Origin of the sequence: Collimonas arenae, from assembly GCF_001584165.1 — a bacterium.
Classification (GTDB): Bacteria; Pseudomonadota; Gammaproteobacteria; order Burkholderiales; family Burkholderiaceae_D; genus Collimonas; species Collimonas arenae.
This window is the reverse complement of the sequence record NZ_CP013233.1, coordinates 610,591-625,160: the sequence shown is the minus strand read 5'-3', so window position 1 is coordinate 625,160 and position 14,570 is coordinate 610,591. Positions and strand designations below refer to the sequence as shown.

11 protein-coding genes and 3 pseudogenes are annotated in these 14,570 nt (G+C 58.6%); 1 reads left to right on the top strand and 13 read right to left on the bottom strand.

Annotated features, from left to right (window positions below; genetic code table 11):
• Nucleotides 1–14: 14 nt before the first annotated feature.
• The 13 genes and pseudogenes from CAter10_RS02960 to CAter10_RS02900 form a co-directional block, all read right to left on the bottom strand.
• Nucleotides 15–797, bottom strand: a complete 783-nt coding sequence (locus CAter10_RS02960) for an ABC transporter permease (protein WP_128082970.1) — start codon at nt 795–797, stop codon at nt 15–17.
• The gene (locus tag CAter10_RS02955) at nt 790–1,701 is read right to left on the bottom strand and encodes an ABC transporter permease (RefSeq protein ID WP_061532220.1); all 912 of its coding nucleotides are present in this window, start codon (nt 1,699–1,701) and stop codon (nt 790–792) included. The genes CAter10_RS02960 and CAter10_RS02955 overlap by 8 nt, the downstream gene beginning before the upstream one ends.
• Nucleotides 1,694–2,779: an ABC transporter ATP-binding protein gene (locus tag CAter10_RS02950; RefSeq protein ID WP_061532219.1), complete on the bottom strand. Its 1,086-nt coding sequence runs from the start codon at nt 2,777–2,779 to the stop codon at nt 1,694–1,696. Before CAter10_RS02950 ends, CAter10_RS02955 begins: the two co-directional genes overlap by 8 nt.
• A gap of 135 nt (nt 2,780–2,914) precedes the next feature.
• Entirely contained in the window at nt 2,915–3,529 is a 615-nt protein-coding gene (locus tag CAter10_RS02945) for a methyltransferase domain-containing protein (protein ID WP_061532218.1), read from the bottom strand.
• A gap of 3 nt (nt 3,530–3,532) precedes the next feature.
• Nucleotides 3,533–5,108: pseudogene (gene ubiB / locus CAter10_RS02940) on the bottom strand (ubiquinone biosynthesis regulatory protein kinase UbiB).
• Nucleotides 5,105–5,695, bottom strand: coding sequence for a ubiquinone biosynthesis accessory factor UbiJ (locus CAter10_RS02935; protein WP_417924706.1), 591 nt, complete (start codon nt 5,693–5,695; stop codon nt 5,105–5,107). Before CAter10_RS02935 ends, ubiB begins: the two are co-directional and overlap by 4 nt.
• Nucleotides 5,696–5,806: 111 nt before the next feature.
• Nucleotides 5,807–6,747: pseudogene (locus CAter10_RS02930) on the bottom strand (Tim44 domain-containing protein).
• Between the two features lie 8 nt (nt 6,748–6,755).
• Nucleotides 6,756–7,490: a bifunctional demethylmenaquinone methyltransferase/2-methoxy-6-polyprenyl-1,4-benzoquinol methylase UbiE gene (ubiE, locus tag CAter10_RS02925; protein WP_061532217.1), complete on the bottom strand. Its 735-nt coding sequence runs from the start codon at nt 7,488–7,490 to the stop codon at nt 6,756–6,758.
• A 92-nt stretch (nt 7,491–7,582) separates the two neighbouring features.
• Nucleotides 7,583–8,971, bottom strand: coding sequence for an FAD-dependent oxidoreductase (locus CAter10_RS02920; protein WP_061532216.1), 1,389 nt, complete (start codon nt 8,969–8,971; stop codon nt 7,583–7,585).
• Between the two features lie 168 nt (nt 8,972–9,139).
• A pseudogene (locus CAter10_RS02915) lies at nt 9,140–9,690 on the bottom strand (phosphonate degradation HD-domain oxygenase).
• A 13-nt stretch (nt 9,691–9,703) separates the two neighbouring features.
• A complete protein-coding gene (gene phnY, locus CAter10_RS02910; RefSeq protein ID WP_061535145.1) occupies nt 9,704–11,161 on the bottom strand; it encodes a phosphonoacetaldehyde dehydrogenase in 1,458 nt (485 codons plus the stop codon).
• A 45-nt stretch (nt 11,162–11,206) separates the two neighbouring features.
• Nucleotides 11,207–12,433 carry a phosphonoacetate hydrolase gene (gene phnA, locus CAter10_RS02905; RefSeq protein WP_061532215.1) on the bottom strand — a complete coding sequence of 409 codons (1,227 nt, stop codon included), beginning with the start codon at nt 12,431–12,433 and terminating at the stop codon, nt 11,207–11,209.
• Nucleotides 12,434–12,493: 60 nt separating this feature from the next.
• Complete coding sequence (locus CAter10_RS02900) at nt 12,494–13,201, bottom strand: phosphonate utilization associated transcriptional regulator (RefSeq protein ID WP_061532214.1); 708 nt, start codon at nt 13,199–13,201, stop codon at nt 12,494–12,496.
• Nucleotides 13,202–13,491: 290 nt separating this feature from the next.
• On the opposite strand from CAter10_RS02900, the gene CAter10_RS02895 reads away from it, so the two are divergent.
• Nucleotides 13,492–14,556 (top strand): putative 2-aminoethylphosphonate ABC transporter substrate-binding protein, encoded by a 1,065-nt coding sequence (locus CAter10_RS02895; protein WP_417924705.1) that lies wholly within the window; start codon nt 13,492–13,494, stop codon nt 14,554–14,556.
• The last annotated feature ends 14 nt before the right edge of the window (nt 14,557–14,570 follow it).

Genomic DNA, 14,570 nt, shown 5'->3' with positions numbered 1-14,570 from the left:
AAATCCTATTTGAATTAGGAGGAACGAATGGCATTAGGCGCCAGCTTGGACGCAATGATTATAAGCACCAGGGTCAGCCCCATCAACAAGGTCGACACGGCATTCACTTCCGGTGTGACGGCAATCTTGATCATCGAATAAATCTGCAGCGGCAAGGTGGATGCATTGGCGCCGGCGGTAAAGAAGGTGATCACAAAGTCATCGATCGACAAGGTGAACGCCATCAATGCGCCTGCCACCACGCCCGGCATGATCAGCGGCAGCGTCACCAGGCGGAATGCCTGCCATGGCGTGGCGCCGCAATCGCGCGCCGCTTCGGTCAAGCTTTCGTCCATGCCGGAGAGGCGCGAGCGCACCACGATCGCTACAAAACCGATGCAAAACGCGATGTGCGCCAAGGCGATCGAGACCAGGCCCAAGGTGATGTTAAGCATCACGAAGAAGATCAGCAGCGACACGCCAACCAGGATTTCCGGAATCGCAATCGGCGTCAGCACCAGCAGCGGCAGCAGCTTGAGCTTGTAGCGATGCATCGCAAAGCCAGCCATGGTGCCCAGCGTGGTGGCAGCCGCGCTGGCGACCAGTGCGATGATCAGCGAATTGCCGGCGGCGCGCAACATCTCGTCGTTGTGGAACAGCTTGCGATACCAGTCGAGCGTAAAGCCAACCCACTCGGCATTGAGCTGCGAGTCGTTGAATGAATACACCACCACGATGATCAGCGGCACATACAGGAATGCATATACGGCCAGCGCCACGAGCCATAGTCCGAGAGGACGTCTGATTACCTTAGCCATGCGCTCCCCTCCTTGGCTTTGCCACCAGCACAGCAAGTCCGGCAGCAAGCAGCGCCGCTACCGTCAGCACGATCGACAGCACACTACCGAAAGGCCAATCGCGGGTTTCCAGAAATTGTTGCTTGATGACGTTACCGATCATGTCGCTACCGGTACCACCCAGGATATCGGACACCGCAAAGATGCCCAATGCGGGGATGAACACCAGCGCTGCGCCGGCATAGACGCCGGGCAACGACAACGGAAACGTGATGCGCCAGAAACGCTGCCATGCCGAAGCGCCAAGATCCTGCGCCGCATCGACCAGTGCCGGATCATGCTTTTCCAGGTTGGCGTAGAGCGGCAGCACCATGAATGGGAGATGCACGTAGACCAGGCCGACGATCACCGAAAACGCCGTGAACAGCAGGCGCACCGGCTCGATTCCGGCCAGGCCAAGTATGTAATTGACGGCTTGCGTGAGGCCTGACTGCGGACCAAGGATGATCATCCAGGCGTACACGCGGATCAGGAAGTTGCTCCAGAACGGCAGAATCACCAGCAAGATCAGCAAATCGCGGTATTTCTTCGGGCTGCGTGCAATCAGCAAGGCCAACGGATACGCCATCAGCAGGCAGCACACAGTGGTGATCAGCGCATACATCAGCGATTTCAGGAAGATCGCGGTGTAGATGAAATCGGAGGCGAAGCGCTGGTAGCTTTCCAGCGTCAGGTCCAGCTTGCCGGCTTCGTCGAAGATCGGCGCCAGGCCGCCGTAATCGCCGGCGTAGCGCACCGAGGCGAACACCATGATCAGGCTCGGGATGGCGAAGAACAACAACAGGTAAACCAGCGGCGGGCCGCTGATCAGCCAGCGCGCCAGGCGGCCGCGCGAGGCGGCAGTGGATTTGCCCGGCTTACTCATACAGGAAATGCCCCGCGTCGAATTGCCAGGCGACATCGACCGTATCGCCTACTTCAAAGAACTTGGCGCGACCTGCCGCCGAATTGGCCAGCAATGCTTCAATTTTGGCGCCGCCTTCAGTCTGCACGATATAGACGGTGACGTCGCCCAGGTACAGCAGCTCCTTGACGAAACCCTTGAAGTGATTCTCGGCGGTATCGGCGCCGATCTCGGCGCTGATATGGATTTTCTCGGGACGCAGCGCCAGCGTGCCCTTGCGGCCTGCCGCGGCATCGGTCGGCAATGCGCTCTTGACCAAACCCAGGCCCGGCACGTCGAGCTGCATCGAAGCACCATCGATGCTGGCAATCGCGCCATCGAACAGGTTGCAGGTACCGATGAAATCGGCGACGAAACGGGTGCGCGGATAACTGTAGATACGCGATGGCTCGTCCAACTGTTCGACATTGCCACGATTCATGACGGCGATCCGGTGCGACAGCGCCAGCGCTTCACCCTGATCGTGGGTGACGTAGACGAAGGTGATATCGACTTCCTTTTGCAGATTAATCAGTTCGATCTGCATCTGCTCGCGCAGCTTGGCGTCCAGCGCCGACAGCGGCTCGTCCAGCAGCAACAGCTTGGGACGCGACACCAGCGCCCGCGCCACCGCCACACGTTGGCGTTGCCCGCCTGACAACTCGTGCGGGAAGCGCGTCGCAAAGCCGGTCAGGCGCACGTCTTCCAATGCTTCATCAACCCGGGCACGGATCTGCTCCGGCGACACCTTGGCCATTTTCAGCGGGAAAGCGATATTGGCGCCGACCGTCATGTGCGGAAACAGCGCGTAGTTCTGGAAGACGGTACAGACCGGGCGTTTCTCCGGCGGGCTGCCGACCAGGTCGACGCCGTCCAGCAGGATCTGGCCGGAATCCGGCAGGTCAAAGCCGGCAATCATGCGCAACAAGGTAGTCTTGCCGCAGCCGGACGGGCCCAGCAAAGTAAAGAATTCGCCGGCTTCAATCGACAAGCTGATGTTGTCGACAGCGGCAAAGTCGCCAAAGCGACGACTGACATTACGGATTTCTAGCAGCGCCATAAGCCTTCAGGTCCAGTGGGGCGAAAAACCGCCAATTGTAGCAAGGTGCCTGCAAAATATGTGAAAAAAGCCGGTGTATGTGCCGTTGAACATACACCGGCCAGCTTTCAGCCAAAAGAGCCCGTCAGCCGCGCCCTAAGGGCGTCGGCGCCATTCTAGCCAACGCTCTTTTCCGGCGAACACGGGGATCGAATCGCTGACCTCCCGCTCGTCGACCAGCTCGAAATCGGCATGCAATAAACGTTCCAGTTCCGGCCGGCTGATGCCGAACGGCGGACCCTTGGGCGCATCGTCGAAAAAGAAGAAGCCGGCCAGGGCGGCGCCGGGCGGCAGCAGTTCAGCCCAACGGCTGGCGATCTCGGCACGCCTGGCCGGCGGCAAGGCGCACAGGAAGGCGCGCTCGTAGATCAGGCCGAGCGGCTGCGGTGGTTGATAAGTAAAGAAATCGGCTTGTAACACGCGCCCGGACCATGGCCCCAGCACCTTGCGCGCGGCGCTGACCGCTGCCTCAGAAAAATCGATCGCGGCGACATCCCAGCCAGCCGCCGACAGGCAGGCGACTTCGTAGCCGCTGCCGCAGCCAGGGATCAGGGTCGGTACCGGTGCACTGCGCGCCAGGTATTGCTGCAACGCCTGCGGCACGCCGCCGCTGTCCCAGGGCATGAAATCCTGCTCGAAGCGCTCGCTCCAGAAATCCGGCTGTGACGGATCGCGGCTGGCAAACTTGGGAATGCGGTCAGGCTTCGCCATCGCTCACCACCAGATCATGTGGGCGAAGCGCAAATACAACAGCGTCAACAACACGCCTGCTGCCAGGCCGCCGCCGACATACACCAGCATGCCGAGGAAACGATTGGTCTGGCGCTGCTCTGCAATCAACTGCCACATCAATGCATTGCTTTCCTCGGTCTTCGGCTCCACCGCTTGGGTCAATGCCTGATGCGCCAGGCGCGGCAACTGCGGCAACAGCTTGCTGTAGCGCGGCATCTCGATTTTCAGTTGCTGGATCAGCCCGCGCCAGCCTAACTGCTCGCTCATCCAGCGCTCCAGATATGGTTTGGCGGTTTTCCACAGATCGAGCTCAGGGTCCAGCTGACGCCCCAAGCCTTCGACGTTGAGCAAGGTCTTTTGCAGCAGCACCAGTTGCGGCTGCACTTCGACATTGAAACGACGCGAGGTCTGGAACAGGCGCAGCAACACCTGACCGAAGGAGATATCTTTCAACGGCCGGTCGAAGATCGGTTCGCAGCAGGCGCGCACGGCGGATTCCAGTTCGTCCACCCGGGTTTCCTTGGGCGCCCAGCCGGACTCAATATGCGCCTCGGCTACACGCTTGTAATCACGCTGGAAGAACGCCAGGAAATTCTGCGACAAGTAGTCTTTATCGAAATCGTTGAGCGTGCCGACGATACCAAAATCGAGTGCGATATAGCGGCCGAAAGTGGCCGGTGCCACCGACACCAGGATGTTCCCCGGATGCATGTCGGCATGGAAAAATCCGTCGCGGAAAACCTGTGTGAAAAAATCTCGACGCCATCGCGCGATAGCTTGCTCAGATCGACGCCGGCCTCGCGCAAACGATCCAGTTGCGAAATCGGGATGCCGTGCATGCGCTCCATCACGATCACCGAGGGTGAACAGTAATCCCAATACATCTCGGGTACGACCAGCAAATGGGAGTCGGCGAAATTGCGGCGCAGCTGGCTGCCGTTGGCGGCCTCGCGCATCAGATCCAGCTCGTCGTGCAGGTATTTATCGAACTCGCCGACCACTTCGCGCGCCTTCAGGCGGCGGCCGTCGGCCCACAGTTTCTCGACCAGGCCGGCGGCGATGTGCATCAAAGCGACGTCTTCATCGATCGATTTTTTCATGCCGGGACGCAGCACCTTGACCGCCACTTCCTTGCCATCCTTGAGCGTCGCAAAGTGCACCTGGGCGATCGAGGCCGACGCTACCGGCACTCGGTCGAAACTGGCGAACAATTCATCGGGTGGCCTTTCAGCGATTTTTCGATCTGCGCAATCGCCAGTTCAGTACTGAATGGCGGCACCCGGTCCTGCAGGCGCGCCAGTTCGTCCACCATGTCTTCCGGCAGCAGGTCGCGGCGGGTCGACAGTACCTGGCCGAACTTGACGAAGATTGGCCCCAACTCTTCCAACGCCATGCGCAGACGTTCGCCACGCGGCGCCGAAATGTCGCGCCAGAAAATCAGGGTGTCGATCAATTTGGAAATACGCGGCGTATCGAAGCCCGACATGGCGATGTCGTCCAGGCCGTAACGCACAGCCACCCGAACGATTTTAAACAGACGCAGGAATTTCAGGATCATGGATTCTTTAGTTTATTGATGCGCTTGGCGAGCCGTTCCAGATCGTCGCGCAGCTTGGTGACATCGTTCGTAAAATCGCTTACCGCCTGCGGACGCACCAGCATCGGTTGCTCCTCCAGGAAATATTCGGCCAGGTTTTCCGTCAATTTTTTATGCGTGGCCTGGACGCCGGCCACCAGTGCGTTGCCGCCGGCGACGATGCGTACCGCGGCGATATCGCCGACCAGCTTGCTTAGATCGTGTTCGGCGTCCCAGCGCAAATCCTGGCTGACTTGCGAAATCGTGTTGGCGAAATCAGCGTCGCCGTCAATCTTCACATAGGAAAAGGCACGCTCGCGATTCTGCGCAATCAGCGGCAGGTCGGAAAGCTTGAAGCGGATCGTCACGTTCACCGCCGTGTCTGACGGCGGCGCTTGCAGGAAACCATCCTGGCTGACTTGCCAGGTCAGCTTGACGGCCGCGCCATCGATACAGGCGACCTTGCCGGCGTGCGCGGCCAGCATGCGCTGCGCCCATGGCTCTTGCGCCAATAAGTGATTGATGGATGCCGTGATCGGCGTGAAATTCAGGGAGGAGTCATCATCCAAGATTTACAAAACAAAACCGCCCGTGATTATTCACGGGCGGTCCAAGTTTATCAGTTTGTCAGGCTGAGAGCCTATTTATACTCCCTGCTACTCTCGGCCCGCTGAACCCTATTACGCTGCGACTTGCTGAATACCAGCCAACACCCAGCCGCCTTGTCCCGACATGGGTTTGGACAAGTTCCAGACTTCGGTGAATGGTTCAGCCGAGGCTTCTGGCACTTCCTTGATCAGCCCGGTGAATTTGACACTGGCCAGATAATCGCTGCGATGGTTTCGATGCCCATCAACTCGCCGTCCAGTTGCACCACGTCGGTATTGTTTGGGGAGGCGCCGCGCTCCTGCAATTGCAGACGCAATTCACCGAACATTTCCGGCGTCGTGAATTCACGAATATCGTTGATGTCGGCCTTGTCCCACGCAGCTTGCAGGCGAATGAAGTACGTCTTGGCGCTGCGTACGAAGCCAGGCACGTCGAAATCGGCCGGGATACCCCACGGTGCGCCGCCGCTTGCCGCGGCTTGCTCACCTTGCAAGGCTGACGGCTGGAACGATGACGCGCCGTTGATGCGGGAGCCGATTTCCGGCGTGAAGCCCGAGGAGTTGCTGTCAAAATTTGAAGTCGCCGGGCTCGCTCCGGAGTATGTGGCTGGCGCTGGCGTATTACCCGCGCCCTTGCGCATTACCATTCGCACAACGAAAATGACCGCAACGGCCAGCAAAGCCATCATCAGCAACGAGCCAAACGCGCCGCCCATGCCGAAGTGCGACATCAATGCGCCCAGGCCAAGACCCAGCAAGGCGCCACCCAGAATACCCTTCCATGGGCTGGCTGGCTTAGGCGGAATCGACTGTGGAGTGGCGGCAGGCGTTGCCGGACGGGCTTGATTCGCATTGCCGAAATTTTGCGTCGGCTGGCTTGGCGCCTGCCGTGAAATGCCGGACGATTGCTTGCCGAACGACCCGCCGCCGCCCAGGCGACGCGCATCTGCGTTGGATATCGCCATCGACAAGGTAGCTGCCACCATCAGCAGCATCACCAGAAATCTCTTCATGCAACCTCCTACAGTTTGATACCGGTATGCAAGGCCGCCACACCGGCAGTTAAATTGAAATACTCGACGCGTTCCAGGCCGGCATCGGTCATCATCTGCTTCAGGGTGTCCTGATCTGGATGCATGCGGATCGACTCCGCCAGGTAGCGGTAGCTTTCAGAATCATTGGCAATTTTCTTGCCGAGCCATGGCAATACGGAAAACGAATAGACGTCGTAAGGTTTCTTCAGCGGCTCCCAGACTTTTGAGAATTCCAGCACCAGCAGCTTGCCGCCCGGCTTCAACACGCGGCGCATTTCTGCCAGCGCCAAGTCCTTGTGAGTCATGTTGCGCAAGCCGAACGCGACCGATACCCGGTCGAAGTAGTTATCCGGAAACGGCAGTTTCTCCGCATCGCATAACAAAGTGGGGGTGGACAAGCCATTATTCAAGAGACGGTCGCGGCCGACGCGCAGCATCGACTCATTGATATCGGTCAACCAGACTTCGCCGCTGGGGCCGGCGCGCTTGGCGAATGCCTTGGCCAGATCACCAGTGCCGCCTGCAATATCGAGCACCTTGAAACCCGGGCGAATTGCCGCTTGGGCAATAGTGAAGGTCTTCCAGATGCGGTGCAGGCCGGCCGACATCAGATCGTTCATGACATCGTATTTGCCGGCAACCGAGTGGAAAACTTCGGCGACTTTGTGGACTTTATCGTCCTCGGAGACGGTTTTATAACCGAAATGCGTGGTGTTGGTCATTGTTGGCAACCTTGTTGGGCAGACCTGCATTATACAAGTCCGGGACAGGGTTGCTTAACAAGCTACACGGTGTTTTTCGTGACGAGCGGTAACTAGGCTTTATCGGCCTTGCCGGCGGCATTGGCCAGTTTGCTCAGCATCTGGTCCAGCATCCACGGTTTGCGATCCTGATCTTCTGCCAACTCTTTGCGACGGATCGCATTGCGTACAACCAGGGAACCGATGTAACGCAACGGCTCCGGCGGGAAATGGCCGCGCGGGCCGGCAGCCAGCGGGCTGCGGCTCCAGGCGTTGTCGAGGCCGAGCACCAGCGACGACAGCAGTTGCCCTCCCATGTAGCTTGGGCCGACGCCGTTGCCAGAGTAGCCGAAGCCATAGAACACGTTCGGCATGTCGTTGAGCCGCCCAAAGAACGGGAAGCCCGTCACCGAGCGGTCGGACGGGCCGTTCCAGCTGGCGGTGATTGGCACGTCGGCCAGCGCCGGGAAAAATTCGTGCAGGCTTTGCTTGAGTTGCTGCTCGTAGGGTGAACGCTGATCGAATACGGGCAAGATGCGACCGCGCCAGGCGAAGGTATTGCCGCCCTTGCCCAACATCAGGCGGCCGTCTTCCGTGGTGCGGTAATAAAATACGAAAGTACGTGAATCAAGCACCGAGACGCCGTCGGTAAGGCCAATCTGTTGCAACAATTCCGGGCATTTCTCGGTAATCACCATGTCGCTCGACACCACCGCCAGCGTGCGTTCAAACTGCGGAAAGCGGCTCGCCATCCAGGCATTGATCGCCAGTACCATCTTGCCAACTTGCAGACTGCCGGCCGGCGTGTGCAGGGTGACCGTCGTTCCCGGAGTAAACGACAGCATCGGCGTGCGTTCGTAAATCCGGATACCCATTTCAATTGCCACGCGGCGCAATCCGCGCACCAGCTTGCCGGGATGCACGGTGGCCGCCATCGGCGAAAACACGCCAGACAAATTGCGCATTGAACCGGAGCGGCGCCGTACTTCAACGTCCGGCAATGCATGATAGGAACTGATGCCGCGCCGCTTCAACTCGTCCAGCACCGGATCCAGCACGCCTAGTTGCGCCTTGGTAGTCGCGGTGTACAAGGTGCCGTCCTGGCGGAACTCGGCGTTGATCCGGTGCTCGCGGCAGAAATCGCCAATATGGTTGACTACCTCTTCCGAGGCTTTCACCAAGCGTACCGCTTCGTCCTCGCCAAATAATCTGCGCAAGGTGAAGAATTTGGTCGACCAGGTCAGCAGGCAGCCGCCATTACGCCCGCTGGCGCCGGCGCCGCACAAATCACTTTCGATGATGGCGATATCGAGCGTCGGGTTCTGCTGCTTTAGCTGGATTGCGGTCCACAGGCCGGTGAAGCCGCCACCGACGATACCGACATCGGCCTTCTGCTGGCCTTGCAATGCAGGAGCCAACTCACCGTCGGCGAACAGGGCGTCTTCCAGCCAGAATGGGCGCATGGGGTATCGATCCTAAATAATAAAAAAATGGAAAACTATGCCTGGAACGCGCTCAGACCTTATCTCATTTTCAGCTGCGTCGTTCCCGCGAACGCGTGAACCCAAGTTGCAGACACAGATAAGAATGGATTCCCGCGTTCGCGGGAATGACTGAGATTGTAGAAGAACCTAGACAAGTGCCAACGAACAGACAGACATCAATTTGGCGAAGTGCGGCAACCCGGGTGTCGCCATCCCCTCGACCTTGGCCTGGTCGTCCCACAGACGCAACCTGACAGCATCGGGGCGTAAGGGCGAGCAATGAACTCCGCGGCATCGGCAGCGGAAAACACGCCACCCTGCAATTCCAGGCTGCGTTTGGAGTCCTCGGACAAGCGCCCCCAATAAGCGGTATCGGTGGCGCACAGATAGCGCTTGGCGTCGACGTGCAGACGGATCGGCTCCAGCACTGCGGCGCTGAACAGCCCACGCAGATACGGTATCGCAAAATACTGATGGGTATCGTCGACGCCGCGCGCCGACGGCGTCTCGCCTTGCGGATTGAGCAAGTGACCAAGATCGTGCAGCAACGCCGCGCACACCAGTTCCGGCGCGGCGCCGGCCTGCTCGGCCAGGGCCGCCGATTGCAGCGCATGCTCCAGCTGATTGACCGGCTCGCCGCTATACATCTGATGGCCGCCTTGATCGAACAAATCGCAAATTTGCGCAATGGTCAGCATATTGAATCCCCGATCAGTTCCAAGGCAGCGAATAGGTTTTGGTGTTGCAGAAGCTCTTCATCGCTTCCTGCACACCTTCCTTGTAGCCCAGGCCGGAATCCTTGATGCCGCCGAACGGTGTCAGTTCCAGACGATAACCCGGGACTTCGCGTACGTTGACGCTACCGACCTGCAACTCGCGGATAAAGCGCGTGATGTAATCGAGGCGGTTGGTGCAGACCGATGACGACAAGCCGTAGGGAGTCGAGTTCGAGATGCGGATCGCATCGGCGATGTCGTTGCAACGAATCACCGGCGACACCGGGCCGAAAGTCTCCTCGGCCACCAGTTGGCAATCGGCCGGCACGTGGTCCAGCACGGTTGGCGAATACAGCGCGCCGTCGCGCAGATTGCCATACAGGAGCTTGGCGCCGCGCTGCTGGGCATCTATCACCTTAGCCTCGAACGCGCAGGCGGAACGGGCGTCGATCACGGTGCCCATGTCGTTGTGCGGGTCCATCGGATCGCCATACTTGATCGCCTTGGTCTTATTGAGCAGCAGTTCGACGAACTCGTCCGCCACTGTCTGATGCACGATCATGCGTTTGATCGCGGTGCAGCGCTGCCCGGAATTCTTGTAAGAACCGGACACCGCTAGCGTCGCCGCTTCTTCCAGGTCTGCATCTTCCATCACGATGATCGGATCGTTACCGCCCAGCTCCAGGATCTGCCGCTTGTACACGGCCTTGGCGGCGATGTATTTTCCGATCGGCACGCCGCCGGTGAAAGTCACCAGGTCGACATCGGGATTGGTCAGCATCTCATCGGCGATTTCGGCAGGATCGCCGGTAACCACTGAAAACATTTCCGGCGGCAAGCCGGCTTCGTACAGGATATCGGCCAGTAGCAGCGCCGACAGCGGTGTCTTTTCCGTCGGCTTGAGCACCATCCGGTTATTCGTCGCAATTGATGGCGCGACCTTGTGGGCAACCTGGTTGAGCGGATGATTGAATGGCGTGATGGCCGAAATGGCACCGAGCAGCGGCTCCTTCAGCGTATAGACCTTGCGCTGCTTGCCATGCGGCGTCAGGTCGCAAGAAAACACCTGGCCGTCGTCGACCAGCGCCTGGTTGGCGGCGAACACGAACACATCGCAGGCGCGGCCGACTTCATACAGCGTGTCTTTCTTGCACAATCCGGCTTCGGCCGTGATCAAATCGGAAATCGCATCGGCGTTGGCGCGCAACAGTTCGGCGGTGCGCAACATGATGCGCGAACGTTCGTAGCGCGTCAGTGGCGAGCGGAATGCACGCGCTATCTGGAACGCATGACGGATATCGTCGACCGTGGCTTTCGGCACGGAGCCGATCAGCGCATTATTGAACGGATGGCGGATTTCTATGCGACGCTCATTGCCGACCAGCTTGCCGGCGATACGCATGTTTTGATGTAACGGCTCGCCCTGCTTCAGCTTGCCCAGTTCAGTCAGCATCGACATCATGTCTCCAGTTCGGTATGTGTCAGGATCAGAAAGCTGCTACGCGTTATTCAAAGCCAGGAAGAACACATCGAAATTGCGCAGCCGGTGATCGGTCGGAATTGCGCCCAGCTTGCGGTTGAACATCAGCGGCACGCGTTGTTCGGATATGCCGCCATGCGAACGCAGCGGCAGTTTCAGTTCGGTCAGGTCGTGCCGACTGGCGGCAGTACCGATTACGGTCAAACGTTCGCTGACCACCACTAGATCGCCAATGCGATCCGGCGGCAGCTCGAAGCGTTGCGCAGCCTGCTCGCGTGTCAGCACCAATTCAATACCCGGGATTGTGCGAATTTGTTCGGCAACTTCTGCGGCGTTTTGCGACGCGCCCAGATACACGGTCGCGTAGGAGCCGAGGGCGCCGTGGTGCACCACGTATGGATCGGTAATCGGCAAGATGACGCGGGTTTTCTCGACGCCGATCTTGGCATCCAGCACGTCCTGCAGATAAATCACATTGGGCTTGCCCGCGCTGTCGGTCTTGGCGTTCATGCCGTGGTCGGCGGTCAGGCCGATCACCGCACCGAGCGTATCGAGTTGGGTCAGGTAGTGATCCATCATGGCGTAGAAGGCATTCGCTCCTGGTGTGCCCGGCGCATATTTATGCTGGATATAGTCGGTGGTGGACAGGTACATGATGTCCGGCCGCTGGCTGGCCAGCAATTTGACGCCGGCGGCAAACACGAACTCGGACAGATCCGCGCTATACACTGACGGCAGGGGCATGCCGACCAATTCCAACAGGTTGTCGATGCCGTTCTGCTCGACAGTGGCCTGATCTGCTTTCTCGGCCGAAAAGCAGATGCCACGCATTTTATGACCCAGCAAGCCGCGCAATTTGTCCTTGGCGGTGACCACCGCGACCTTGGCGCCGGCATCGGCGAAAGCAGCCAGGATGGTGCCGGCGCGCAGATACTTGGCGTCGTTCATCATGACTTCTTGTTTGGTTTCGAGGTCGTAGAAATAGTTGCCACAAATGCCATGCACCGACGGCGGCACACCAGTCACGATCGACAGATTGTTGGGATTGGTGAAGCTCGGCACCACGCAGTCTGCGCTGAGTACCGTTCCCTGCTCCACCATCTTTTTCAGGAACGGCGCAACGCCAGCCTGGATCGCCTGGTTGATGTATTCCTGTTCGCAGCCGTCGACGCAGACCACGACCACCGGTTGCTTGGTCCATTGATAGCTACGGCCATTGACACTGAGGGTTTTGGTATTGGACATGAGGTAACTTTCGCTGTGATTTTGCTGGAATTTCTCTTTAACGCGGACGGCTGACTACAGTTATTGCGTGTTCTGTTCTTCCAAAAGCGCGCGCTGCGCCTGCGCCTTGTGCATGCGATTGCGCCCGGCGACCGCGTGTTCGCGCATGATGTCGCCAGCTGCCTGCGCATCGCCGGCGGCGATGGCGTCGACAATCTTGTGATGCTCGCCTGTCGAGGTCGGCATGCTGCCTTTTTGCGCCAGCGCCGAGCGGCGGAACAGACTGAGCTCGTTGACCAGGCGGCGATAGGTGTGCAGCAGTTTCTTGTTGGCTGTCAGCTCGACCAGCAAGTCATGGAAACTCAGGTTCAGTTTCAAGTAACCATCGACATCGCCCAGCGCGACCATCTCATCCATCCGTTCCAACAGGTTGCGCAGTTGCTGCACCTGGGCCGGCTTGATGGTGGCGGCCAGTTTGCGGCCGATCAGCTCGTCCAATGCGGCCCGCACCTCATAAATTTCATCCGCTTCCTCGACCGAGATCTGCCGGACAAAGACGCCGCAGTTTTTTTCCTGCTGCACCAGCCCCGCCTCTTCCAGCGCGCGAAACGCCTCACGTACCGGGCCGCGCGACACGCCCAGCATTTCCGCCAGCGAAACCTCATTAAGCTTATCGCCGGCCTGCAGGTCGCCGGCCAGGATCATGCGCTCCAATTCTTTCTGCACCAATGAGGGCAGCGAGTTTTTCTGGACCAGGGCGATGTTGTTCATGTTGCGGTTATTAGTCATGGCTAATCTTTTTTTCGAGTTGGTGATTGCACTTTAATTTAACAGCGTGTAGATTGTCAACAAAATACATAAGACATGATGCAATAAAAAAGCAACAGCACAACAACACGCACAAATGCTGCTCATAAGAAGCGACAGGTTTGAAATGTGGGTTTCGGTTTGGCAACATGCCGCCGGCTGCACGTCAGCCAATCCGGTATTGCCGACTGACGGTTGGACGGCTTGACTCCCCGTGGCAGCTTGCACGGGAAGACCTGCCGCTTGGTTGTTCAACATCTGAGGAGATGACAATGCAACAGCAATTTGCACGATTCCTGCGCGCCGGGGCAATGGCAAGCGTAGTCGCAGCAGTACTTGGCACGAGCTTTACCCTGGCAACATCCAGCAGCCACGCACAATCGAAGACCCAGTTACTGGTCTACACGGCGCTGGAAACCGATGCAATGAAGCTGTACAAGGACGGTTTCGAAAAAGCCAATCCCAACATCGAGATCCGTTGGGTGCGCGATTCGACCGGTGTCGTGACCGCCAAATTGCTGGCCGAAAAGAACAATCCGCAAGCCGATGTAGTGGTCGGCCTGGCCGCCACCAGCCTGGCGCTATTGGGCCAGGAAGGCATGTTGCTGCCGTATGAGCCAAAAGGGATGAAAGAGTTGAACCCGGCTTATGTCGACAGCGCAAGGCCGCCGAACTGGGTTGGCATGGACGTCTGGGGCGCTACGGTCTGTTTCAACACGATAGAAGCCAAGAAACTGAACTTGCCCACGCCGACCAGTTGGCAAGATCTCGCCAAACCGATCTATAAAGGACAGATCGTCATGCCGCACCCTGCCTCCAGCGGCACCGGCTATCTGGACGTGACCGCCTGGCTGCAAATGTTCGGCGAAACCAACGGCTGGAAATACATGGATGCCTTGCACCAGAACATCGCCCAATACACGCATTCCGGCTCCAAACCTTGCACCATGGCCGGCACCGGCGAATTCCCGATCGGCATTTCATTCGAATTTCGTGGCCACCAGGTCAAACGCAGCGGCGCGCCGATTGAATTGATTTTCCCGAAAGAAGGCCTGGGCTGGGATATCGAGGCCAGCGGCATCATGAAAGGCACGAAGAATCTGGAAGCGGCAAAGAAACTGGTTGACTGGATGGCCAGCAAGGATGCCAACCAGATCAGTTCCAACTGGTGGGCAATCGTCGCCTATCCCGGCATCGCCAAGAAAGTCGAAGGGATTCCCGACAATTACGAAAAGCTGTTGATCACGCAAAACGATTTCAACTGGTCGGCCAAGAATCGCGAACGGATCCTCGCCGAGTGGAGCACACGCTACAACGCCAAGGCGGAAAAGAAGTAAGCCGTAGCCATAGA